Consider the following 21,463-nt stretch of genomic DNA (forward strand, 5'->3'; position numbering starts at 1 on the left):
CGCCGCCCCCGCCGAGCCCACCGACCGGCCCTCAAGCCAGCCCGCGTTCCCTCGCCGTCGTCACGGCCGCGCGGCGGTTGCTCACACCCAGCTTCGTATAGATGGCCCGGACGTGGGTCTTCACCGTGTTCACCGAGACCGACAGCGACTCCGCCAGTTCCTCCAGCGACTGCGGCGACGCCAGCCTGCCCAGCACGGCATGCTCCCGGTCCGTCAGCAACGCCGCCCCGCGGTCCCGCCGGCTCCCGCACATCACGCGGCTCGCTTCGTGGGCGAAGCCGTCCAGCCGGTCGAACCCGCCGAGCTGGTCGACCAGCAACTGCCGCACCCCGCGATCCGCCTCCGCGAACGGCCGCAGCACACGCGCCGGCGCCGCCAGCCGCAACGCCTCGCCGAGCGCCTCGATCGCCAGCGTGCGCCGACCGGTCGCGGCGGCGACCGCGACGGCCATCAGCCGGATCTCCACCGCCGTAAGCAAAGGCAGCCGCGCGGGCAGCACCGAGGCCCGGGCCAGCGCCTGGCCCGCCCCGGCGAAATCCTTCGCGGCATACCGGTGCCACGCCGTCATGAGCGCGGGCTCGGCGCTTTGCCCAAGCCGTTCACGCGCCCACGTCAGCACTTCCCGCGCCACCACCTCGCGCCCGAGCGCCAGCGCGCACCGGAACTCGGCGAGCGCGGCGCCCGCGGCCACCGCGGGCAACAAGGCCGCCTCCCCCAGCTCCGCGCGGGCCAGTCGCAGCTTGCGCGCCGCCGCGTGCGGGTCGCCCGCGTCGTGGACGCACAGGGCTTCGACCACCTCGATGGCGTAGCCGACCGGACCGGACACCGGCGCGCCGAAGTGCCGGGCCGCCCGCGCCGAGTCGAGCGCGTCTTCCGGCTCCGCGCGCAGCAGGTGCCCGAAAGCCTTCGTGACCCGCGCGGACGTCAGCCACGGCGTGGCCTCCCAGCCGTTCGCCTTGGCCAGCGCGAGGGACTCGGCGCTCGTGGCGGACATGGTCGCGTAGTCGCCCTCCAGCCAGGCCGCGACGCTCCGCGCCGCCAGACAGTGCAGGGTCACGTAGTCCGTGCCGTAGCCGCGCGCGAGCTCCTCCGCCTCGCACAACTCCGCCTGCGCCTCGCGCAGACGGTTCTCGCGCACCAGACGCCAGCCTTTGTCGAGACTGGTCCACGCGGCGACTCCGCCTGCGGCCGGCACCTCCGTCCCCGCCTCCGGCGCCTCACCGGCGGCCATCGCACAGGCCGACGCCAGCAGCGTCTGCACCGACGCCGCCTCCGCGTGCGGGCTCTCCGCCTTCGCACCGGCCTCCGCCACGCGAGCGCGCGCCGTCGCGAGGTCACCCGCCTGCAGGTGCGCCAACCCCGAGAGCACCGTCAGCCACGCGCTGCCCGACACCTCCGCCGGGCCCGCCAGCTCCAGCGCGCGCAACACCGTCCGGTGGTCACCGGCCAGCAGCAGGTCCAGCCCGTGCCGGCCGAGCAACGACGACAGCGTCGCCGGATCCTGCGCGCGGGTGGCGTGCGCGAACGCCGGCCCGATCTGCCTGTCGTCGGCCAGCCACACGGCCGCGACGGCGTGCAGCCGCGCCGTGGCCCGCGGATGCAGCCGCGTCAGCTCGGCCTGCAGGTACGAGCGCAGCAGCGGGTGCATCCGGTACCAGCGCCGGCCTTCCCCGGTGCGGATCACCAGCGAGCCCTCGTGCTCCAGCTCGGCGAAGATGTCGGCCGCGTCGGACCTGCCCGACAGCACCGCGGCGAGCGCGGGCGTCAGGTCCTCGCAGATGCTCACCGCGCGCAGGAACTCGCGGGTGCCGTCCGGCAGCCTGGTCAGCACTTCGCTCACGAGGTAGTCGGCGACCGCGCGGTCGTCGCCGGTGAACTTCGCGACGAACCCGTCCCGATCCGCGGTCTCGCGCAGGGACCGCGATGCCAGCCGCAGCCCGGCCGCCCAGCCGCCGGTCTTCTCCACCAGGCCGGCCAGCTGCCCCGGCTCCAGCGTCACCCCGGCCTGCCGGAACAGCGTGCCCGCCTCCGCCTCGGAAAACCGCAGGTCCGGCTCGCGCAGCTCACCCAGCCTGCCGTGCAGCCGCAGCCGGGCCAGCGGCAGCGACGGGTCCGACCGGGTGGCCAGGATCAGGCGCAGGTTGGCGGGCTGGTGCCGGACCAGCAGCTCGATCGCGTGCCGGGAACGCGGGTCGACGATCTCGTGCGCGTCATCGAGGATCAGGCAGATCCGGCCCGGCAGCTCGTCCACCGCGTCCACGAGCCGGGCGACGAAATCCGCGGGCTCGGCGGCCGGCGCGTTCGCCCGCAGCGCGCTGTCGGCGGGCACCAGCGGGCATTCACGCAGCGCGGCGAGCACCGCGGCGAAGAACCGGCCAGGGTCATTGTCCCCGCCGTCGGCCGAAACCCAGGCCTTGTCCGCGCCGCCCGCGCCGGCCCATTCGGCGAGCAGGAGTGTCTTGCCGTACCCGGCGGGCGCGCTGATCATCGTCAGCGGAAAATTCTCGACCTCGTCCTGGAGGGACCGCGACAATTCATTTCGGCGGACGGAATGCGCGGGCATTTCGGGAACGGCCGTTTTCCGGCGCGGGATCCACCACCGCGGATGCGCTCCCCTCACCGGCCGATGATGTCCCATCCCGCCACCGTAAACCGGGGCGAACCGGGCCGCCACGCAACGACGCCGGCCAAGGGACGGGCCCGCGGCCCTTCACTCGATCCGGGGCGGAACGGAAACGAATTTGACCCCTTGAACGATTTCACCGTATTGAGGTCAGGGCAGGTCTTCGAGCAGTCCGCGATTCCGCGCGGCGTCCACGGCCTCCCGCCGTTTCGTCACGCCGAGCTTGCCGTAGAGCGCCCGCGCGTGCGTTTTGATCGTGTTCGGCGAAACGGTGAGATCCTCGGCGATTTCCTCGAACGAACGCTGGGTGGGCAGCAGCCGCAGCACGTCCCGTTCCCGTTCGGTCAGCACCACCGGTTCCGCGGGCAGGCACGCTTTCGCCCGCACGCCAAGGATTTCCCGCGCGTAGCTCTCGACCGCGCCGAACCGGCCGAGCCCCGCGTCCAGCACGTCGGCCAGCGCCGGGGCCAGAAACACCAGCGGATGGCGCACCCGCTGCGGCTCGGCCAGTTTCAGCGCCTTGGCGAGCGCGCGGTGCGCGTGCCCGTAATCGTCCGCGCGCACCGCCGTTTCGGCTTCCGTCACGGCCACCCATACCTGCGACCACGGGAGCGCCAGCGGTACGGAGCCGGCGACGAGCGGGCGCAGGGTCATGGCCGCGGCGCCGTGGTGCCCGGACGCCAACTGCCCGCGGGCGCGCATCAGCAGCAGCTCACCGCAGCCGGGCAGCCACTTTTCGCACCACCGAAGCGCGTCGCCCGCGAGGTCGGTCCAGCCCAGCGCGATCGCCGCGCGATGCTCCAGGAACGCGGTCAGCGCGACCTGCGTGGCGAGCAGGCGGGTGCCCCCGAACTCGGCCCTGGCGGCGATCATCCGGCGGGCCCCGACCACCGGGTCACCGCCGTCGAACTCCGCCGTGCCGAGGAGGATCCCGGTGAACAGCCGCGCCGACCGCGCTGTGGTGGACGGGCCCTCGTCGAGCACCTGCAGCGCGCGTTCGGCGTGCCGCGCGCAGTGCGGCGGGTCGCCGCGCAGCAGCGCGCCGAACGCGAGCAGGCCGTGCGCCCCGGCCGCTTCGGGGCCGTGGTCCCAGCCGCGTTTGACGTTCTCCTCGGCGGTTTCGGCGGCCAGATCGGCCATTTCGGTGAACTCCCCAGAGGCCGCGAGGACGCCGCTGAGCAGCGAAAGGCATTGCACCGCCAGGTAGTCCTGACCGCCCGCGCGCGCCGCGGCCAGTGAGGCTCTCAGCCGCGCCACGGCCGTTCTCAGCTCGCCGCCCGCGAAGGCCGCAGCGCCGCGGTGGAAGAGGACGACCGCCTCCAGCGACGGCGACCGTGTGGCGAGCTTTTCCGCCGCGTGCAGGATGTCTTCGATATCCCCGGTCAGCTGCGCCATCCGCCCCCGCACGAGCTGCCGGAGCGTTTCGAGTTCGGGGCCGGGCCGCCGGGGCAGCGTGCTTTCCGCCAGCGACAGGTCGACCGCCGCCGCCCGTGGTTCGCCCGCCTCCAGGTGCAGGGCCGCCGAGACGAACCCGAGCAGGCTGTCGCCGGTGATCCGGTCCGGCGGGAGCGCCGCCAGCGCCCGCCGCAGCACCGGGTGTTCACCGGCCAGGACGGCCTCGACGGCGTTACGCCGCAACAGGTTCACGATCTGGCTTTCGTCCCGCGCGGCGGTGGCGTGTTCAAGCGCCCGCATGGGTTCGCCCTGCCCCGCGAACCAGTCGGCGGCCAGCGTCCGCAGCGCGGCGACCAGCTGCGGGTCCCGCGCGCTCAGGTCGGCGAGGACGTGCGTGCGCAGCAGGGAATGCAGGCGATACCACTCCCCCGGCCCGCCGACCTGCACCGCGAGCGACGCCGTGCGCTCCAGCTCGGCGAGCATCGCCCCGGCGTCGGGGCGCCCGGTCAATGCGCCCGCCAGCTCCGCGTTCACCTCGCCACAGATGCTGATCGCGCGGACGAACTCCTGGGCGGGCGCGGGCATGCGTGACAGCACCTCGCCGATCAGGAACTCGCCCACCGCGCGGTCACTGCCCGCGAGCCCGTCCAGGAAACTCCGGTGGTCGGGCGTGGCGCACAGCGAAAGCGCGGCCAGCCGGAGGCCGGCCGCCCAGCCCTCGGTCCTCGCCACGAGCTCGTCCAGCTCGTCCCCGGCCAGCTCCAGGCCCATGGACTCGACCAGTTCACGGGCCTCGGCCGCGGAGAACATCAGGTCGGCCGCGCGCAGTTCGGCCAGCCCCTCGCCCAGCCGCAGCCGGGCCAGCGGCAGCTCCGGGTCGCGCCGGGTCGCCAGCACCAGGCGCAGCCCGGCGGGCTGGTGACGCACCAGATTCCGCAGTCCGTCGACCGGCTCGGCGGCGGTGAGCTCGTGCAGATCGTCGAGCACGAGCCAGAGCGGGCCGGGCAGCTCCTCCACCGCGGCGGCGACGCGGGCCACGAAATCCGGCCGGGTGCTGGGAGAAGCGGGCACTTCGATGGCGTGCAGCGGACTCCCGGCAGGCGCGCGGGAACTCAGCGCCGCGAGGACGGCCGACCAGAAGCGGCGATCGTCGTTGTCGTCGGGATCAAGCGAAACCCAGGCGACCTGCCCAGCTTCGCGGGTGCGCGCCCAACCCGCGAGCAGCAGGGTCTTCCCCGCGCCGGCCGGCGCGCACACCAGCGTGACCGGTGCGGGCCGACTGTCCAAAATAGACAGCAACCGGGGCCGGGAAACCAGGCCTTCGGGCGGATCGGGGGCCGTGATCTTCACCCGGGGCACCGGAGTACGCCCCGTTCTGCCGCTGCTGCCCACTTCCATCACGCCCACCTCCACCACCGGGCCCTATACCCTCGCATTGCACCGGGTTTTTGCCCATGGCGGCAATTCCGGTTCACCCGTTCGGGGTCCGAACCGGAAAGCGAAAGCGCAGGTCGCGGCGGTGCTCAGGCCGACAGGACGCACCGGAAGCCGAGCGTGCCCGCGGCATTGTCCACGGTGTTCGCGCCCCGCGAGGTCACGCGGTACCGGGAGCAGGAAGATTCGTGGCACAGATAGGAACCGCCGCGCAGCACCCGGTGACTGCCCGAAGGCGGGCCCTGCGGGTCACGCAGGTCGTTGATGGCGTAGGCGACCGGGCTGAACCAGTCGGCGCACCATTCCCACACGTTCCCGGTCATGTTGTACAGGCCGAACCCGTTGGGCTCGTAGCTGTCCGCGGGCGCGGTGCCGAGCCAGCCGTCCGCGCCCGTGTTGTGCTCCGGGAACTCGCCCTGCCACACGTTCATCCGGTGCACTCCGCGCGGCTCGCGGGTGTCACCCCATGGATACCGCTTCCCGGCCAGCCCGCCCCGCGCCGCGTACTCCCATTCCGCCTCGGTCGGCAGCCGGCAGCCCGCCCACCGGCAGTACGCGCGCGCGTCCCGCCAGCTGACCTGCACCACCGGGTGGTCGAGCCGGTCGTCCACACCGGACCACGGGCCATCCGGATGGCGCCAGTCCGCCCCGAAAACCTGGCGCCACCAGGGCGCTTCCGCCAGCGCCCTGGTGGGCGGGCGCTGCGCGGGCAGCAGTCCGGCGAACACGAACGACCAGCCGTAGCGCTCGGCGTCCGTGCGGTACCCCGTGTCGTCGGCGAACTCCGCGAACTCCTTGTTCGTCACCACGCACGGCCGGATCGAAAACGCGCTCAGTGACACCAGATGCGCGGGGCCTTCCCCGTCCTCGGGACAGCCCTCGTCACGGTCGGTGCCCATCACGAACTCGCCGCCGGGCAGCGTGGTCCAGCCGTCGTCGGGGGCGATCCGGGCGTGAGGTACGGGAGCCGGCCCCCGAACCGGCTCCCGTACCGTCCCCCTCGGGACGCGGCCTGCCGCGCCGGAGTCTTCTCCTTGCCACACCGCGGTTTCCGTCCCGCGCCACCCCTGCTCCACCCGTGCAGTGTGGCCGGTGAAGATCAGGCTCCGCCTCGCCTGCCGGGGATGAACCCGAAGGTCCCTCAGTCGCCGGCCGGCGGCTCGATCCGGTCGAGGAAACGTTCCATCGAGGCCACGGTTTCGTTGTGCCCCAGGAAAAGGCCGAGCTTCTTCTCCATCGAGATCACCCTGGCGATCGCCGTCATGACGACCACCAGCGACTCGGGCGTGCACACCTCCGGCGAGACCTCGTAGCGTTCCAGCGCCACCGAGACGACCTTCAGCTGTGCCTGCCGGAACTGCTCGGAGTAGCGGGTGATCTCGTCGCGGATCGCGGGACGCCGGTTGGCCAGCGACGTGAACTCCATCGTCAGCGGGATGCCGGTGGACTCGGTGTTGAACTCCCACAGCGCGTGCAGCGGGCGCTCGGATTCCAGCAGCTGCTGCTGATGCCGCAGGCCCTCCTCGGCACGGCGGCTGAACAGCGCGAGGAACAAGTCGTCCATCGTGCGGAAGTAGTAGTGCACCAGCTGGGACTTCAGCCCGGCCCGGCTAGCCACCCGCCGTGAAGTGACCGCCGCGTAGCCCTCCTCGAGCAGCAGCTTCTCCGCCGCGTCGAGCAGGACCCCGCGGTTCTTGGCGTCGGGCGCGCCCATCCGGCGCTGCGCTGTCATCGTCGTGCCCCTCCTTCGCGTACTGATCGTATTCTGCCGGAGGGCCACCCCGTCGCTACTCCTCGACGAACGACAGCGCGAGCTTGGGACAGCTGGCCACGGCGGCCCGCACCGCCTCCCACTCTTCCCGCGGGGGATGCTCGTCGAGCACGGTCAGCTCGTCCTCGTCGTCGAGCTCGAACACGCGCGGCGCGGCGGCGACGCACAGGCCGTTCGCCTCGCACTGACCGGCGTCCAGGACCACCTTCATGCCCGTCTCCTTCAGCTCTTCGGGGTGTACTCCAGGTGCAACGCGTTGACGCCGCGAAGGATGTACGTCGGTTCGTAGCGGTAGCGGCGCTCGCCCGCCGGGCCGTGCTCGGCGTCGGAGATCCGGAGGCCGGCCATCCGGTCCAGCAGCCGCTCGATGCTGACCCGCGCCTCCACCCTGGCGAGCGGGCCGCCGGGGCACGAGTGCACGCCGCGGCCGAAAGCGATGTGTTCGCGCACGTTGGGCCGCTCCACCCGGAACTCCGCCGGGTTCCCGAACCGGCCGGGATCGCGGTTCGCCGCGCCGGGCATGATCATCACCGTGGTGCCGGCGGGGATCTCCACGCCGCCGAGGCTGGTGGTGGTGCGCGCGAGCCGGAAGTCGGCCTTCACCGGGCTTTCCAGCCGCAACGTCTCCTCGACGAACCCGGGCACGAGGCTGCGGTCGTCGCGCAGCCGTTGCTGCAGGTCCGGGCGCTCGGCGAGGATCAGCAGCGCGGAGCTGAGCAGCCGCGCCGTGGTCTCCTGGCCCGCCGCGAACAGGAACGTGGCGGCACGGACGACGTCGAGCACCTCGGGCTCCGAGCCGTCCGGGAACTTCGCGGTGGCGAGCTGGGTCAGCACGTCGTCGCGCGGCTCGCGGCGGCGGTCCTCGATGAAGGCGGTGAACTGCGCGTCCAGGAACCCCAGCGAGTTCCCGGTGATCGCTTCGTCCTCGTCGATCGAGCCCGCCTTCTGCGCGCCGAGCCGGGCGCGGAAGGTGTCGTGGTGCTCCTCGGGCACGCCGAGCAGGTCGGCGATCACCAGCAGCGCGAACGGCTGGGCGTAGTCGGAGAGCAGTTCGAAGCGCCCTTGGCCGAGGAACTCGTCGATCTGGCGGTCGGCGAGCCGCCACATGAACTCCTCGTTCTCCTTGAGGCGCTTGGGGGTCAGCAGCCGTTTCAGCAGTTCCCGGTGCCGTCCGTGCTCGGGCGGATCCATGGTGACCATGTGCTCGTGCATCGGGAAGTCGGTGCGGTGGTTTTCGAGTTGCGCGGAGATGTCCGCGCCCTCGGGTTCGAAGGGCAGCCCGGGGAACGGCCCGATCACCGAGTTCACCGAGGAGTACACCGCGTTGTCGCGGTAGACCTCCATCGCCTCGTCGTAGCCGGTCACGGCGATCACGCCGTGGTGCGGTTCGCGGTGCACCGGGCCCCGGGCGCGCAGGTGCTCGAAGTAGGGGTAGGGGTCGTCGACGATGGTCTGGTCGGTGAAGAAGTCGATCTGGTCGAAGTCCGGCACGGCCCGCCTCCTGAAGGAAGGGACGCGCCCGGGCGCGCCGGGCCCGCGTCCCCATCGACGCTGAGCAGCTGCACAGCACTGCTGAACAGCTGTTTAGCACGCCTGGTGAGCGGCGGTCAAGGCCGCCGAGGCGGCGCCGACCGTCCACTCAGGACAGTGCGGGCGGATGGCCAGCGGGAACGACTCAGCCGTCGGCGCGGCGGTCTTTTTCCTTCACGCGGGCGGTTTCCTTGCGCACCTCGGCCTGGATCTCGCGTTCGCGCCGGAGCCACTCCGGGTCCTCGGCCTTCAGCTCCTCGATCTGCTCCGTGGTGAGCGGCTCGGTGATCCCGCCGCGCGCGAGGCCGCTGATCGAGATGGCCAGCTTCGCCGCGACGACCGGCCGCGGGTGCGGCCCGGTGCGGCGCAGCTCGCGCAGCCACTCCGGCGGATCGGCCTGCAGGGCGTTGAGCTCGTCGCGCGAGACGACCCCCTCCTGGAACTCCGCGGGGGTGGCTTCGAGGTACACACCCAGCTTCTTCGCCGCCGTCGCCGGCTTCATGGTCTGGGAGGTCTTCTGCGACGTCATGCCCCCAGGGTATCCGCCGCGTCACCGGCCCCGGTCACGCCCGGTAACCTGGCGTGGTGACCGGCCCGGACGTCTCCCCCTTCTTCACGCTGGCCTACGTGCCCGGCGTGACGCCCGGCAAATGGGTGCGGATCTGGCGGGACCGGCTGCCCGCCGTCCCGATCGAACTCGTGCAGGTGCCGGCCGCGGAAGCCGCCGATCTCGTGCTCGAGGGCGGCGCGGACGCCGCGCTGCTGCGGCTGCCCACCGAAAGGGAGGGCCTGCACGCCATCCCGCTGTACACCGAGACCACCGTGGCCGTCGTGCCGAAGGACCATCTCGTGGCCGCGGCCGACGAAGTGTCCACTGAGGACCTCGCCGACGAGGTCGTGCTGCATCCCCTCGACGACACGCTCGGCTGGACGGAGCTGCCCGGCCGCCCGGCCGTCGAACGCCCGGCCACCACGGGCGACGCCATCCAGCTCGTCGCGGCCGGGGTGGGCGTGCTCGTGGTCCCGCAGTCGCTGGCCCGGCTGCACCACCGCCGCGACCTGACCTACCGGCCGCTGACCGACGCGCCGCAGTCCCGGGTCGCGTTGTCCTGGCCGGCGGCGGAGACCACCGACCTGATGGAGCAGTTCATCGGGATCGTCCGCGGCCGCACGGTGAACAGCACCCGGGGGCGCCCGCAACCGGTGGCGGAGAAGAAGAAAAAGCCGCCGAAGAAGCCCGCCGCGCCGGCGCCGCGCAAGAAGCCCGTCGCGCGAGGCAGGCGCGGGAAGCCCCGCCGCTGACTCAGAGCACCTCGTTGCCGTACATCTTGCCGAGCGGGTCGGAGATCAGCTCGACGCGAGCGCCGTCGGGGTCGCGGAAGTAGACCGACACGCCGCTGTGCACCTCGTGCTGGACGCCGGCTTCCTTGAGCCGCCCCACGATTTCGCCCCATCGGCCGGGCTCCGCCGAGATCGCGACGTGGTGCAGGCCGCCGAGCACCTCGGCGTACGGGCCGACGTCGAGGCCGGGGAAGTCGAAGAACGCCAGCAGGTTCCCGTTGCCGATGTCGAAGAAGAAGTGCGAGGAGCCGGGGTAGTCGCGGTTCTCGATCAGCTCGGTCAGCGGGAACCCGAGCAGGTCCTGGTAGAACCGGATGGTCCGCTCCACGTCGCTGCTGATCAGTGCCGTGTGGTGGAGGCCGCGCGCGGTCGAGGCCGGGCGCTGCCCTGCCGGGGCGAGGTAGGCCTCGCGCAGCCGCTGCCGCCCGGCTTCGATCCTCGCCAGGTCCGTGTCGTTCATGGCCGCCTCCGTGCCGCTCTCGGAACACTTGCTCACTGAATATTCAAACATCCGGGCGCCGGGGGTAGGGTGTTGAACCGATGTCCAACAAGAGCACCCCGGGGCCGCGGCTCGACGTGGAGGCGCGCCGGGAACACCTGCTGAAGGTGGGCTGCGAGCTGTTCGCCGCGCAGCCCTACGGGGATGTCTGGATCGACGACGTCGCGGGCCGCGCCGGGGTTTCCCGCGGCCTGCTGTACCACTACTTCGGCAACAAACGGGACTTCCTGATCACCGTGGTGGAGCAGGAGGCGGCCCGGCTGCGCGAAGCCACCGCCGTAGGTGACGGCCTGCCGTACAAGGAACGGCTGCTGACGATCCTGGACGCCTATCTCGCCTACGTCGAAACCCGGCCGCATGGCTACCGCGCCCTCTACCGCGGCGCGCCCAGCTCCGACGCCGGCGTGCGGGCGATCATGGAGCGGAACCAGGCGTACCAGGAGAACCGCATCCTGGAAGCGCTTACCCGCGGCGGCGAGGAGCCGCCCGCCCTGGTCCGGCTCGCGGTGCGCGGCTGGCTCGCGTTCCTCGTGTCGGTGTGCCTGAACTGGCTGGACAGCCCCGGCCTGCCCCGCGAGCAGGTCCGCGACCTGTGCGCCCACCAGCTCGGGGCGGCGATCCTGAGCACCGGCCATCCGCTGCCGGACGGAGTCCGGGTCACTTTCCGCTACGCCGACGAAATTCCCGAACAAGCCCGCGTGGTATAGGTCGTTATACAGTCCATTGTGGACAGCGAACGGGGCGGCACCCGCGATCGGATGCCGCCCCGCGCCACGCTGCTTCAGCCCGCCTGCTCTTCCTCGGCCGGCGGCCGGGCACTCTGCCCGGTCTCCGAGATGGTCCACTGGCTCCGCCCGCCTGCCACCTGCTCGGCGTAGAGCTCCGCGGCGGCCTGCGTCGGGAACGGGATCTCCTGAGCCCGCGACCGGTGCGTGAGTTTGTACGGCATTTCGACTCTCCCCTCTGCCACCGACACCCTAAGAACTCTGTGCGGGCTCAGCAATTCAGGCGCGCCGACGCGCCTTGAGGACCTCGTCACGGCGGGTGGACTCGCGCCCAGGCCGGGGCTCGGAGATCAGGATCTCCCAGCCGTCGTCGAGCCAGCCCGCCATTTCCTTGGCGGGGTAACACAGTTCGGGGAACGGGTGCGCGTCGGAGCGCTCGTGCCCGACGACGAGCAGGATGCCGCCCGGGCGCACCCCGGCACCGAGCCGGGGCAGGACCTCGGCCAGCCCGGGCAGGTGCAGGTACTGCGCCGAGACGAGGTCATAGCTCGCGGGCTCCGGGCTCCACTCGGTCAGGTCCGCGCGCTCCCAGTCGACGTCGGAGCCGCGAGTGGCGGCGCGTTCCAGTGCCGTGGCGGAGAAGTCCACCGCCTTGACCCGCCAGCCCTTTCCGGCGAGCCAGACCGCGTCGGCGCCTTCGCCCGCGCCCGCGTCGAGCGCGTCGCCGGGTTCGAGACCGGCGACCTCGGCGACGAGGTTCGGGTTGGGCTCGCCGCTCCACACCGCGTGCGCCGAGGCGTAGCGGTCCTCCCAGAACTGGCGGTCGAAGGGCGTGCTCATCGGGCTTCCTCCTCGATCAGGTCCATGTTGATCATGCCGGCGGCCTGCAGCCCGGCGGCCGCGGACACCATCACGGTGGCCGCGAGATCGGTGACGTTGCCCGCCACCCACACGCCTGGCACCGACGTCGCGCCGCCCGGTTCCGCCGGGACGGCCGAGCCCATCAGCCCGTCCACCGGCTCCAGCCCGAGCGACGAGAGCAGCTCGGAGCGGGCGGCGAACCGCGGGGTCACCGCGAGCGCCTCACACGGCACGAGCTCGCCCGACGCCAGGCGGATCCCGCCCTCCTCGACCGCGGTGACTTCGCCTTCCACCACGGCGATCCCGCGCTTGGCGAGCTTTTTGCGGTCCTCGTCGGACGGCGCGGGGCCGGTGTGCAGGAACAGCGTCGTGTCCGGGCTCCATTGCCGCCACAGCAAGGCTTTGTGCACCGCCAGCTCGTTGCCGCCCAGTACGCCGATGGCCTGCCCGCGCACTTCCCAGCCGTGGCAGTACGGGCAGTGCAGCACGGTGCTCCCCCACCGCTCCGCCAGCCCCGGGATGTCCGGCAGCTCGTCGACCAGGCCGGTGGCGACGAGGAGCCGCCGTGCCTTCGTCCGGCCGCCGTCGGCGAGCCGGACGTCGAACCACGCGCCCTCACGCGCCGCCGACACGACGGTGCCGGTGACGAGCTGCCCGCCGTAGCCAGCCAGCTCGGCGCGCCCGGCCGCGGCCAGCTCGGCGGGCGCGATGCCTTCGCGCCCCAGGTAGTTGTGCACGCCGTCGGCCGGGGCGTTGCGCGGCTCCCCGGCGTCGACGACCAGCACCGACCGCAGCGCCCGGGACAGGGCGACCGCCGCGCTCAGCCCGGCCGCCCCGCCCCCGACGACGACCACGTCGTAGTTCTCGTCCACTGGATTCTCCCTCCGTTGCGACGCGACTATGCGCCGGAGCGGAGAAAAGTGGCAAACAGATTTGCGGTTTTCGCAAACGCTAGAGCTGGATCGCCTTGACCTCGGTGAACTCGTCGAGGGCGAGCCGCCCCATCTCGCGGCCGACGCCCGACTGCTTGTAGCCGCCGAACGGGGCGAGCGGGTTGAACGCGCCGCCGTTCACGTCGATCTGCCCGGTGCGCACGCGCCGGGCGAACGCCAGCGCCCGCTCCTGGTCGCCCGACCAGACCGCGCCGTGCAGGCCGTAGCGGGAGTTGTTGGCGATTGCGAGCGCCTCCTCCTCGTCGGCGTAGGACAGCACGGACAGCACCGGCCCGAAGATCTCTTCCTGTGCCAGCACGGAATCCGGGTCCACCCCGCCGAACACCGTCGGCGAGACGAAATGGCCCACGTCGCGGCCCAGCGGGGTGTCGGCACCGCCGGTGACCAGCTTCGCGCCGGCGTCGATGCCCTGGGTGATGAAGCCGCGGACGCGGTCGCGCTGCACCCGCGAAACCATCGGGCCCAGCTTGGTCTTCGGGTCCAGCGGGTCGCCGGGCGTGAAGCCCTCGGCGATCGTCTTGGCCAGCTCGAGCGCTTCGTCCTCCAGCGCGGCCGGGACGAGCATCCGTGTCCACGCCGTGCAGGTCTGGCCGCCGTTGAGGTACGCGTTGGCGACGCCCACCTTCACCGCCGTCCGCAGGTCGGCGTCGGGCAGGATCACGTTGGCGGACTTGCCGCCCAGCTCCAGGGTGACCCGCTTGATCCCGCGCCCGGCGAGCTCGGCGACCCGCGAACCGGCGCGCACGGACCCGGTGAAGGACACCAGGTCGACGTCCGGATGCGCCACCAGCGCCTCGCCGACGACCGGCCCGTAGCCGGTCACCAGGTTCACCACGCCCGGCGGGAAACCCGCCTCATGGAGGGCGTCGAAAAGCCGGTAGGCGGCCAGCGGCGCGACCTCGCTGGGCTTGATCACCACGGTGCAGCCCGCCGCCAGCGCGGGCGCGAGCTTGCAGGTGATCTGGTGCAGCGGGTAGTTCCACGGCGTGATCGCCCCGACCACGCCGGCGGGCTCGCGCACGATCAGCGAGTTGCCGACGCGCTCCTCCGGCTCGTCCGCGGCGAGCAGGTCGACGTAGGTCTTGACGTCGGTCTGTGGCAGCGCGGCCTGGATCCGCTGGGCGATCTTCAGCGGCGTGCCGACGTCCTTGGCGATGGTCTCGCCGATCTCGTCGGCGCGTTTCGCCAGTCCGTCGAGCAGGCGGCCGAGCAGCTCCGCCCGTTCGGCGCGGGAAGTGGCGGCCCAGCCGGGGAAAGCACGTTTCGCGGCCGCCACGGCGCGGTCGACGTCCGCCACCCCGCCCTGCGGGATCTCCGCGATCACCTCTTCGGTCGCCGGGTTCTCGACCGGGATCGTCTCGGGCCCGTCGGCGGGCACCCAGGCCCCGTCCACGTACAGCTCGGTGCGGTCAGTCACGAAAACTCCCTTGTCCTCGGCGTCGGCGTCCCTGCGGGCCACTCTACTGCGACGGTAAGCGGCCGCTCAGCACCTTCCGGCGGCAGACCGTCCTTTGGGGACGGTGCGGGCCGGAAGCGCGATCTTGTCGTAGGCCTGCCGTAGCTTGACCGGGTGCGCGAACAACAGGATTGGTGTCCTTCGGCCCGTGCGCCGGAGGAGGTGATCGGAGAAGTCTTGGGCGGGACAGCACACCTCGCCCCAGGAGGAACCGATGACCGCCACCCCCGTCGTCTTCATCCACGGTCTCTGGCTGCACGCGTCGACGTGGCAGCCTTGGGTCGACCTGTTCGCGAAGGAGGGTTACGCCCCCGTCGCGCCGGGCTGGCCCGGCGAGCCGCCGACGGTCGAGGCGGCCCGCAAGGCCCCGGAAGCCGTGGCGGGGCTCGGGATCGACGACGTGGCCGACCACTACGCCCGGATCATCGACGACCTGCCCGCGGCACCGGTGTTGATCGGGCACTCGTTCGGCGGGCTGTTCGTGCAGAAGCTGCTCGGCCGCGGCTACGGCCGGGCCGCGATCGCGATCGACCCGGCGCAGATGAAGGGCGTGCGGGTGCTGCCGCCGGCGCAGCTGCGCTCGTCGTTCCCGGCGCTGGGCAACCCGGCCAACCGCAGACGCTCGGTCGCGCTCACGGAGAAGCAGTTCCGCTACGGCTTCGGCAACGCGCTCAGCGAAGCGGAGTCGGCAGCGTTGTACCAGGCGCACGCCATCCCGTCGCCGGGGCGCCCGTTGTTCGAGGCCGCGTTCGCCAACTTCAGCTCGCGCTCGCCAGCGGCGGTGGACACGGGCAACGCCCAGCGTGGCCCGCTGCTGATCATGTCGGGCCAGCTCGATCACACGGTGCCCGACGTGGTGAGCCGCTCGGCGTTCAAGCAGTACAGCCGCTCCAGCGCGGTCACCGAGTTCAAGCAGTTCCCCGGCCGCGGCCACTCGCTGGTGTTCGACAGCGGCTGGGAGGGCGTGGCCGACGAAGCGCTGGCCTGGCTGGCACGTCAGGGAATCACCCCCGGCGGCGACTGACCGCGAGGCGGTCGTCCACGAAAGGAATCCGATGAACGACCGCTGTTCCTGGGCACTGGGCTCCGCGCTGATGACGGAGTACCACGACACCGAATGGGGCCGCCCGTCCCGCGACGACGCCTATCTGTTCGAGCAGCTGCTGCTCGAAGGCGCGCAGGCCGGGCTGTCGTGGTCCACCGTGCTGAACAAGCGCGAGAACTACCGCGCCGCGCTCGACGGGTTCGACGTGCGGGCGATCGCGGGCTACGGGCAGGACAAGCTGGACGAGCTGATGGCCGACGCGGGCATCATCCGCAACCGGCTCAAGGTCGCGTCCACGGTCCGCAACGCACAGGCGTTCCTCACGGTCCAGGACGAATTCGGGTCCTTCGCCGACTACCTGTGGGAGTTCGCCGGGGGCGAGCCGATCGTCAACAACCCGCTCCCCGGCGAAGCCCTGCCCGCGAGCACCCCGCTGTCCGACCGGATTAGCAAGGACCTCAAACGGCGCGGGTTCAAGTTCGTCGGCACGACGATCGTGTACGCGTACCTCGAAGCGGTCGGCGTCGTGGACGACCACGTCAAGGGCTGCCCCGCGAAACCCCTCAGCCGACCGGCGCGCGGCCGAGCGGCGGGAAGGGCCGCTTCGCGCCCATCGCGGTGAGGGCCACGTTGACGAACGCGAGGAAACCGAGGAGGGCGAAGACCAGGATCACGTACCCGGCCACCTTGAGCAGGTTCGCGTCGCCGGTGTGGGCGCTCGCCGCGGCCAGCGCGCAGGCCGCCACCACCAGCGCCACCACCGCGGGGTAGACCGCGGGCAGCCGCAGGCACGGCACCAGCAGGAACACGAACAGGCAGCCCCAGGCGATGAAGAACAGCTCCTGCGCCCCGGCCACCTGGTCCGCGGCAACGCCGTACCAGCTGTGCTGCAACCCGAGCAGCAGCGCGCCGAGGCTGAGCCAGAACCCGGAGAACGTGCCGGTGATCCCGGCGACCATGGTCTGCGCGAGCAGCGCCGCCCAGACGGTCACCACCAGCAGGAACAGCCCGGTGCCGAGCAGCACGATGGGCACCACCGCGCCGAGCGCGGTCGCCGGGATCACCCCGATCAGCGCCATGCCGAGCGCGAGCGAGCCGACCGCGAAGATGGGCAGCCCGATGATGAGCGGGTCTCCCCCGGCGCCCACCACCACCCCGGCCGGTGCCGGGGGCGCCTCGCGCTCGACCATCGAGCGCACCTCGTGCGCGCTGGGCGTCGCCGGGGCTTCGTTGCTGTGCACTGAGGACATCACGATCAGCCTCCCTCGGGCTTTGTTACGCGCGATTAGAGCCCCGGGGTCGCGGAACGCGGGTCTCAATTTGAGACAGGCTGAACTCGGCGGGCTCCGCCGGGCGCGGCGTGAGAGCTATCGTGGGTGATGATCAGCAGGGACTCCGCCGCGCGGTACGCCGACCTGGCCGACCGCACGCTCGCGGCGGCACTGTCCGAAGAGGATCGCGCCGAGGCGCGCGGGCTGGACCCGTTCGAACGGCGCACCTGCCACACCCATCGCCGCTGGCTGCACCATTGCATCGCCTCGCCCGTGCACGTCGTGGTGGTGACCGGTCACCGCTGGTGCCGCGATTGCGCCTGCCCGGCGGCCGTCGTCGTCGACGAGCTGGCCGGCGACGTCCGGATGTACTGCCCGTCCTGCGGCCGGATGCCGGACGGCCCGGCGAACCGGCAGGTGCTGCGCGCCTGCCGGGCCAGCCTCGCCTCCGCCCGGTGCTTCCGCCTTCGCGGGCCCGCTTCGCCCGCGGCGTGAGTGTCCGAAGAGGACGGTGAGCGGGCCTCACGACGAGGTGTCGCGCGCCCGAACTTGACATCCCCTGGCCGGACCGGACTAGTGTTTTCTGTTGACGGCAACGATTTTCCACCATGCGGAAGAGGGTGGGAGCCATGTTCGACGCGCGCGTGCCAGGGCTGCTCGCCGAGGCCGTCGGCGCCCCGAACGTGATCACCGATCCCGTCCGGCTCCGCACCTACGAATGCGACGGGCTCACCGGTTTCCGCCAGATACCCGCGCTCGTCGTACTGCCTGGCAGCACGGAGGAAGTCGCCGCCGCCGTCCGGGTCTGCCACGAGCACGAGGTGCCGTTCGTGGCGCGCGGCGCCGGGACGGGGCTGTCCGGTGGGGCGCTGCCGGTCGCCGATGGTGTCGTGATCTCGCTGCAGCGACTACGCCGGGTGCTGGAGATCGACCCCCTCGACCGGCGCGCGGTGCTGCAGCCGGGCGTCACGAACCTCGACATCACCAAGGCTGCGGCCCCGCACGGCCTCTACTACGCGCCCGATCCGTCCAGCCAGCAGGTGTGCACCATCGGCGGGAACGTCGCCGAGAACTCCGGCGGCGCGCACTGCGTCAAGTACGGCTTCACCACCAACCATGTGCTCTCCCTGCGCGTCGTGCTGCCCGACGGCAGCATCGTCACCCTCGGCTCCGACACCGGCGAGCAGCTCGGCCCGGACCTGCGCGGGGTGTTCCTCGGCTCGGAGGGCACGCTCGGGATCGCCTGCGAGATCACGGTGAAACTCTTGCGTACTCCCGAAACGGTGCGCACGTTGCTGGCGGATTTCCCCTCCGTGCGGGCGGCCGGTGAGGTCGTCAGCGATCTCGTGGCCGCCGGGGTCATCCCCGCCGCGGTCGAGATGATGGACGCGCTGGCCATCGAAGCGGCGGAAAAAGCAGTACACGCCGGGTACACGCTCACCACGGCCGCGGCGCTGGTCGTCGAACTGGACGGGCCCGCCGCCGAATGCGACGGCCAGTTCGAGCAGGTCAAGGCGATCTGCGACCGCCACGGCTGTACCCGCCTGCACATCGCGAAGGACGCCGGCGAGCGGGCGATGATCTGGAAGGGCCGCAAGGCCGCCTTCGCCGCGGTCGGCTGGATCAGCCCCGACTACATCGTGCAGGACGGCGTCGTGCCGCGAACCCGGCTCGCCGAGGTGCTCGAACGCATCGCGCGAATGGCCGGCGAAGCCGGGCTGCGGGTCGCGAACGTCTTCCACGCCGGGGACGGGAACCTGCATCCCCTGGTGCTGTTCAACGAAGACGCGGGAGAGCTGATGCGCGCCGAGGAGCTGTCGAAGAACATCACCGAACTGTGCGTGCAGCTGGGCGGTTCGCTGTCGGGCGAGCACGGGATCGGCACGGACAAGGCGTGTTCGATGCCGCGGATGTTCGGCGAGACCGACCTCGCGGTGATGGACCGGGTGCGCGGCGCGTTCGACCCGGATCGCTTGTGCAATCCGGGAAAGCTGCTGCCGACGCCGCGGCTGTGCGGGGAGAAGCCGGGCCGCTACCGGCCGCACCCGCTGGAGGAGGCGGGGGTGATCGAGCGGCTGTGACCACGCAGGAGAGCACGGTGCTGCGGCCCACCGATCTGAGGGAGGCACATCAGGCGCTCGCCGAGACCGGCGGGCCCGTCGTCATCCGCGGCGCGGGTACGGCCGAGGGCTGGGGCGACCCGCCAGGACCTGCGGAGACCACAGTGGACACTTCCCGGCTTTCCGGTGTGCTGCACTACAATCCGGGCGACATGACGGTGGCGGTCCTCGCGGGCACGCCCCTGAAAACGCTCCAGGACGAGTTACGGGACAACGGGCAGCGGGTCTCCTTCGACGCCGCGCGCGTGCGCCGGGGCGCGACAGTCGGCGGACTCGTGGCGACCGCGGACTCCGGCCCGCTCGCGCTCACCTACGGTTCGCTGCGGGACCTGGTGATCGGGGCGACGCTCGTGCTCGCCGACGGAACGGTGGCGCGCACCGGCGGGCACGTGATCAAGAACGTGGCCGGGTACGACCTCGCGAAGCTGGTGCACGGCAGCTACGGCAGCCTCGCCCTGCTGGCGGAAGTGGTGCTGCGGCTGCATCCCGTGCCGGAGGGCAGCGCGACGGTTCGGGTGGCAGGGACGCTGGCCGAGTCCGCCGGGCGCACGGCCGAGCTGATGCGCGCCTCGCTTGAGCCAGTCGCCGTGGAATGGGCCGATGGGCTGCTGATTCGCTTGGAGGGCAGCGAAGACGGCGTCGCGGCGCGGGCGCGAAAAGTGATCGAGCTGATCGGCGGCTCGCTCTCGGACGACGACGTCTGGGAGCAGCACGCCACCTTCGCCGACCCCGATGACGGTGTGGTGATGCGGATCGGCTGCCGCCCGAGCCGTCTGCCGGGGGTGCTCGCCGGAATCCCTTGCCACACCGTCACCGCGGGCCTGGCCACCGGGATCGCGACCGTGAGCCTGGCGCCGGAATCGGTGGAGGAAGCCCACGCGGCCGTCACCGGGGCCGGGGGCACGTCGGTGCTCCGGCGCCATCCTCCGGGGCTCCGTGCGTGGGGGCAGCGTCCTTCGGCGGCCGGTGTTCTGCTTGCCCTGAAACAGGAACTGGATCCGGGCGCACGACTGGCGCCGGGCGTGTTCGCCGACTGGGAGGAACGCCGATGACCGGGTTCGACCCCGTGCACCCACCGGCCCGCGAGCTGCTGGACGACTGTGTCCACTGTGGATTCTGCCTGCCCACCTGCCCCACGTATCAGCTGTGGGGCGAGGAGATGGACTCGCCGCGCGGGCGGATCTACCTGATGGACCTGGCCGAGCGCGGGGAGATCGGGCTCGAAGGGCCGTTCACCGAACATCTCGACGCCTGCCTCGGCTGTATGGCGTGCGTGACGGCCTGCCCGTCCGGCGTTCGCTACGACCAGCTGCTGGAGGCCACCCGCCCGCAGATCGAGCGAAACGTGCGGCGCGGGCGGGCCGACCGGTGGTTCCGCAACGCGATCTTCAGCCTGTTCCCGTACCGGCGGCGTCTGCGGGCGGCGGCGGTTTTCGGGGTGGCGTATCAGAAATCCGGTCTCCCGAAACTGCTCGGCAAGGTGCTCCCCGCCCGGCTCGCGGCGGCGCAAGGGCTGCTTCCGCCGGTCCGGCTGCGGGACGCGTTCGCGCCACTCCCCCGCGTGGTTCCGGCGCAGGGCACGAAACGACGTCGTGTCGCGATGCTGTCCGGGTGCGTGCAGGACGTGTTCTTCCACCAGGCCAACCTCGCCACGCTCCGGGTTCTCGCCGCCGAAGGGTGCGAAGTGCTGGTGCCGCGGGATCAGGGTTGTTGCGGTGCGCTGGGTCTGCACGCGGGCCGCGAGGAACACGCTGTCACGAAGGCGAAGCGCACCATCGAGACCTTCGGCGGTCTCGACGTGGACGCCGTCGTGGTGAACGTGGCGGGCTGCGGGTCGTCCATGAAGGAGTACGCGCACCTGCTCGCCGACGATCCACAATGGAGTGACAGGGCGAAGGCGTTCAGCGCCGAGGTCCAGGACATCACGGAGTTCCTCGCCGGGCTCGAACCGGTCGCGCGGCGGCACCCGATCGAAGCGAAGGCCGCCTACCACGATGCCTGCCACCTCGGGCACGCCCAGGGCATCCGGAACGAACCGCGCACGCTGCTGCGGACAATCCCCGGCCTCGAAGTGACCGACCTGCCCGACGCCGAAATCTGTTGCGGCTCGGCGGGAATCTACAACCTCGTGCAGCCGGACGCGGCCGCCGAACTCGGCAGGCGGAAGGCGGACAACATCCGCGCGGTCGGGCCCGACCTGCTCGTCACCGCGAACCCGGGCTGCCTGCTGCAAATCGGCAAGCAGCTGGACGGGGAGCTGCCGATGATGCATCCCGTTCAGCTCCTGGACTTGGCGATTCGGGGGCTGGGGTTGGGGGGTTGAGGCGGTTTGAGACAGCAACGGACGCGCGTAGCGCGCGCTGTGTGACACCCCACCACCGCCCCGATCTGTGAGTGTTCGCGATCTTGGGGCTGGGTCAAGGCGGGAAAGAATACCTT

21 protein-coding genes are annotated in these 21,463 nt (G+C 71.7%); 8 read left to right on the top strand and 13 right to left on the bottom strand.

What is annotated here, in order from left to right; translation table 11 throughout:
* Positions 1-31: 31 nt before the first annotated feature.
* The 7 genes from FPZ12_RS41125 to FPZ12_RS41155 form a co-directional block, all read right to left on the bottom strand.
* On the bottom strand, positions 32-2,533 hold the full coding sequence (locus FPZ12_RS41125; protein WP_144757757.1) for a winged helix-turn-helix domain-containing protein: 2,502 nt from the start codon (positions 2,531-2,533) through the stop codon (positions 32-34).
* A 240-nt stretch (positions 2,534-2,773) separates the two neighbouring features.
* Positions 2,774-5,368: a winged helix-turn-helix domain-containing protein gene (locus tag FPZ12_RS41130; protein WP_144757758.1), complete on the bottom strand. Its 2,595-nt coding sequence runs from the start codon at positions 5,366-5,368 to the stop codon at positions 2,774-2,776.
* Between the two features lie 173 nt (positions 5,369-5,541).
* Positions 5,542-6,351, bottom strand: a complete 810-nt coding sequence (locus FPZ12_RS41135; protein WP_208026189.1) for a formylglycine-generating enzyme family protein — start codon at positions 6,349-6,351, stop codon at positions 5,542-5,544.
* Positions 6,352-6,593: 242 nt separating this feature from the next.
* Positions 6,594-7,184: a TetR/AcrR family transcriptional regulator gene (locus FPZ12_RS41140; protein WP_144757760.1), complete on the bottom strand. Its 591-nt coding sequence runs from the start codon at positions 7,182-7,184 to the stop codon at positions 6,594-6,596.
* A gap of 55 nt (positions 7,185-7,239) precedes the next feature.
* On the bottom strand, positions 7,240-7,434 hold the full coding sequence (locus FPZ12_RS41145; RefSeq protein ID WP_144757761.1) for a ferredoxin: 195 nt from the start codon (positions 7,432-7,434) through the stop codon (positions 7,240-7,242).
* Between the two features lie 11 nt (positions 7,435-7,445).
* Entirely contained in the window at positions 7,446-8,714 is a 1,269-nt protein-coding gene (locus tag FPZ12_RS41150) for a cytochrome P450 (RefSeq protein WP_144757762.1), read from the bottom strand.
* 184 nt (positions 8,715-8,898) lie between these two features.
* Positions 8,899-9,282, bottom strand: a complete 384-nt coding sequence (locus FPZ12_RS41155) for a DUF5997 family protein (RefSeq protein ID WP_144757763.1) — start codon at positions 9,280-9,282, stop codon at positions 8,899-8,901.
* Positions 9,283-9,338: 56 nt separating this feature from the next.
* Here FPZ12_RS41155 and FPZ12_RS41160 point away from each other — a divergent pair, with 56 nt between their 5' ends.
* Complete coding sequence (locus FPZ12_RS41160; protein ID WP_144757764.1) at positions 9,339-10,055, top strand: LysR substrate-binding domain-containing protein; 717 nt, start codon at positions 9,339-9,341, stop codon at positions 10,053-10,055.
* Between the two features lies 1 nt (position 10,056).
* Here FPZ12_RS41160 and FPZ12_RS41165 read toward each other — a convergent pair whose 3' ends face one another.
* Complete coding sequence (locus tag FPZ12_RS41165) at positions 10,057-10,554, bottom strand: VOC family protein (protein WP_144757765.1); 498 nt, start codon at positions 10,552-10,554, stop codon at positions 10,057-10,059.
* Positions 10,555-10,634: 80 nt separating this feature from the next.
* Between FPZ12_RS41165 and FPZ12_RS41170 the strand changes: the two genes are divergently transcribed.
* Positions 10,635-11,300, top strand: a complete 666-nt coding sequence (locus tag FPZ12_RS41170) for a TetR/AcrR family transcriptional regulator (protein ID WP_144757766.1) — start codon at positions 10,635-10,637, stop codon at positions 11,298-11,300.
* 74 nt (positions 11,301-11,374) lie between these two features.
* On the opposite strand, the gene FPZ12_RS45860 is transcribed toward FPZ12_RS41170, so the two are convergent.
* From FPZ12_RS45860 to FPZ12_RS41185, 4 genes are all read right to left on the bottom strand, one after another.
* On the bottom strand, positions 11,375-11,542 hold the full coding sequence (locus FPZ12_RS45860) for a hypothetical protein (RefSeq protein ID WP_166463078.1): 168 nt from the start codon (positions 11,540-11,542) through the stop codon (positions 11,375-11,377).
* Between the two features lie 55 nt (positions 11,543-11,597).
* Positions 11,598-12,158, bottom strand: a complete 561-nt coding sequence (locus tag FPZ12_RS41175) for a class I SAM-dependent methyltransferase (RefSeq protein ID WP_144757767.1) — start codon at positions 12,156-12,158, stop codon at positions 11,598-11,600.
* Positions 12,155-13,051: an NAD(P)/FAD-dependent oxidoreductase gene (locus FPZ12_RS41180; protein ID WP_144757768.1), complete on the bottom strand. Its 897-nt coding sequence runs from the start codon at positions 13,049-13,051 to the stop codon at positions 12,155-12,157. Before FPZ12_RS41180 ends, FPZ12_RS41175 begins: the two co-directional genes overlap by 4 nt.
* Before the next feature lie 79 nt (positions 13,052-13,130).
* On the bottom strand, positions 13,131-14,549 hold the full coding sequence (locus FPZ12_RS41185) for an aldehyde dehydrogenase family protein (RefSeq protein ID WP_144757769.1): 1,419 nt from the start codon (positions 14,547-14,549) through the stop codon (positions 13,131-13,133).
* Positions 14,550-14,802: 253 nt separating this feature from the next.
* On the opposite strand from FPZ12_RS41185, the gene FPZ12_RS41190 reads away from it, so the two are divergent.
* Positions 14,803-15,612, top strand: a complete 810-nt coding sequence (locus tag FPZ12_RS41190; protein ID WP_144757770.1) for an alpha/beta hydrolase — start codon at positions 14,803-14,805, stop codon at positions 15,610-15,612.
* Between the two features lie 31 nt (positions 15,613-15,643).
* Positions 15,644-16,255, top strand: a complete 612-nt coding sequence (locus FPZ12_RS41195; RefSeq protein ID WP_144757771.1) for a DNA-3-methyladenine glycosylase I — start codon at positions 15,644-15,646, stop codon at positions 16,253-16,255.
* On the opposite strand, the gene FPZ12_RS41200 is transcribed toward FPZ12_RS41195, so the two are convergent.
* On the bottom strand, positions 16,197-16,883 hold the full coding sequence (locus tag FPZ12_RS41200; RefSeq protein WP_243770290.1) for a GPR1/FUN34/YaaH family transporter: 687 nt from the start codon (positions 16,881-16,883) through the stop codon (positions 16,197-16,199). The genes FPZ12_RS41195 and FPZ12_RS41200 overlap by 59 nt on opposite strands.
* Positions 16,884-17,012: 129 nt before the next feature.
* On the opposite strand from FPZ12_RS41200, the gene FPZ12_RS41205 reads away from it, so the two are divergent.
* The 4 genes from FPZ12_RS41205 (at position 17,013) to FPZ12_RS41220 (ending at position 21,347) form a co-directional block, all read left to right on the top strand.
* Positions 17,013-17,399: a hypothetical protein gene (locus tag FPZ12_RS41205; RefSeq protein WP_144757772.1), complete on the top strand. Its 387-nt coding sequence runs from the start codon at positions 17,013-17,015 to the stop codon at positions 17,397-17,399.
* 134 nt (positions 17,400-17,533) lie between these two features.
* On the top strand, positions 17,534-18,985 hold the full coding sequence (locus tag FPZ12_RS41210) for an FAD-linked oxidase C-terminal domain-containing protein (RefSeq protein WP_144757773.1): 1,452 nt from the start codon (positions 17,534-17,536) through the stop codon (positions 18,983-18,985).
* Positions 18,982-20,076, top strand: coding sequence for an FAD-binding oxidoreductase (locus tag FPZ12_RS41215; RefSeq protein WP_144757774.1), 1,095 nt, complete (start codon positions 18,982-18,984; stop codon positions 20,074-20,076). The genes FPZ12_RS41210 and FPZ12_RS41215 overlap by 4 nt, the downstream gene beginning before the upstream one ends.
* Positions 20,073-21,347 carry a (Fe-S)-binding protein gene (locus FPZ12_RS41220; RefSeq protein WP_144757775.1) on the top strand — a complete coding sequence of 425 codons (1,275 nt, stop codon included), beginning with the start codon at positions 20,073-20,075 and terminating at the stop codon, positions 21,345-21,347. Before FPZ12_RS41215 ends, FPZ12_RS41220 begins: the two co-directional genes overlap by 4 nt.
* Positions 21,348-21,463: the final 116 nt, after the last annotated feature.

This window comes from Amycolatopsis acidicola (assembly GCF_007713735.2).
Lineage (GTDB): Bacteria > Actinomycetota > Actinomycetes > Mycobacteriales > Pseudonocardiaceae > Amycolatopsis_E > Amycolatopsis_E acidicola.

Bases quoted from the DNA above. Each gene is read 5' to 3' on its own strand.
- FPZ12_RS41170 (WP_144757766.1), top strand. From the start codon at position 10,635: ATGTCCAACAAGAGCACCCCGGGGCCGCGGCTCGACGTGGAGGCGCGC.
- FPZ12_RS41210 (WP_144757773.1), top strand. From the start codon at position 17,534: ATGTTCGACGCGCGCGTGCCAGGGCTGCTCGCCGAGGCCGTCGGCGCC.
- FPZ12_RS41190 (WP_144757770.1), top strand. From the start codon at position 14,803: ATGACCGCCACCCCCGTCGTCTTCATCCACGGTCTCTGGCTGCACGCG.
- FPZ12_RS41220 (WP_144757775.1), top strand. From the start codon at position 20,073: ATGACCGGGTTCGACCCCGTGCACCCACCGGCCCGCGAGCTGCTGGAC.
- FPZ12_RS41140 (WP_144757760.1), bottom strand. From the start codon at position 7,184: ATGACAGCGCAGCGCCGGATGGGCGCGCCCGACGCCAAGAACCGCGGG.
- FPZ12_RS41205 (WP_144757772.1), top strand. From the start codon at position 17,013: ATGATCAGCAGGGACTCCGCCGCGCGGTACGCCGACCTGGCCGACCGC.
- FPZ12_RS41200 (WP_243770290.1), bottom strand. From the start codon at position 16,883: ATGTCCTCAGTGCACAGCAACGAAGCCCCGGCGACGCCCAGCGCGCAC.
- FPZ12_RS41135 (WP_208026189.1), bottom strand. From the start codon at position 6,351: ATGGGCACCGACCGTGACGAGGGCTGTCCCGAGGACGGGGAAGGCCCC.
- FPZ12_RS41145 (WP_144757761.1), bottom strand. From the start codon at position 7,434: ATGAAGGTGGTCCTGGACGCCGGTCAGTGCGAGGCGAACGGCCTGTGC.
- FPZ12_RS41165 (WP_144757765.1), bottom strand. From the start codon at position 10,554: ATGAACGACACGGACCTGGCGAGGATCGAAGCCGGGCGGCAGCGGCTG.
- FPZ12_RS41175 (WP_144757767.1), bottom strand. From the start codon at position 12,158: ATGAGCACGCCCTTCGACCGCCAGTTCTGGGAGGACCGCTACGCCTCG.
- FPZ12_RS41195 (WP_144757771.1), top strand. From the start codon at position 15,644: ATGAACGACCGCTGTTCCTGGGCACTGGGCTCCGCGCTGATGACGGAG.
- FPZ12_RS45860 (WP_166463078.1), bottom strand. From the start codon at position 11,542: ATGCCGTACAAACTCACGCACCGGTCGCGGGCTCAGGAGATCCCGTTC.
- FPZ12_RS41155 (WP_144757763.1), bottom strand. From the start codon at position 9,282: ATGACGTCGCAGAAGACCTCCCAGACCATGAAGCCGGCGACGGCGGCG.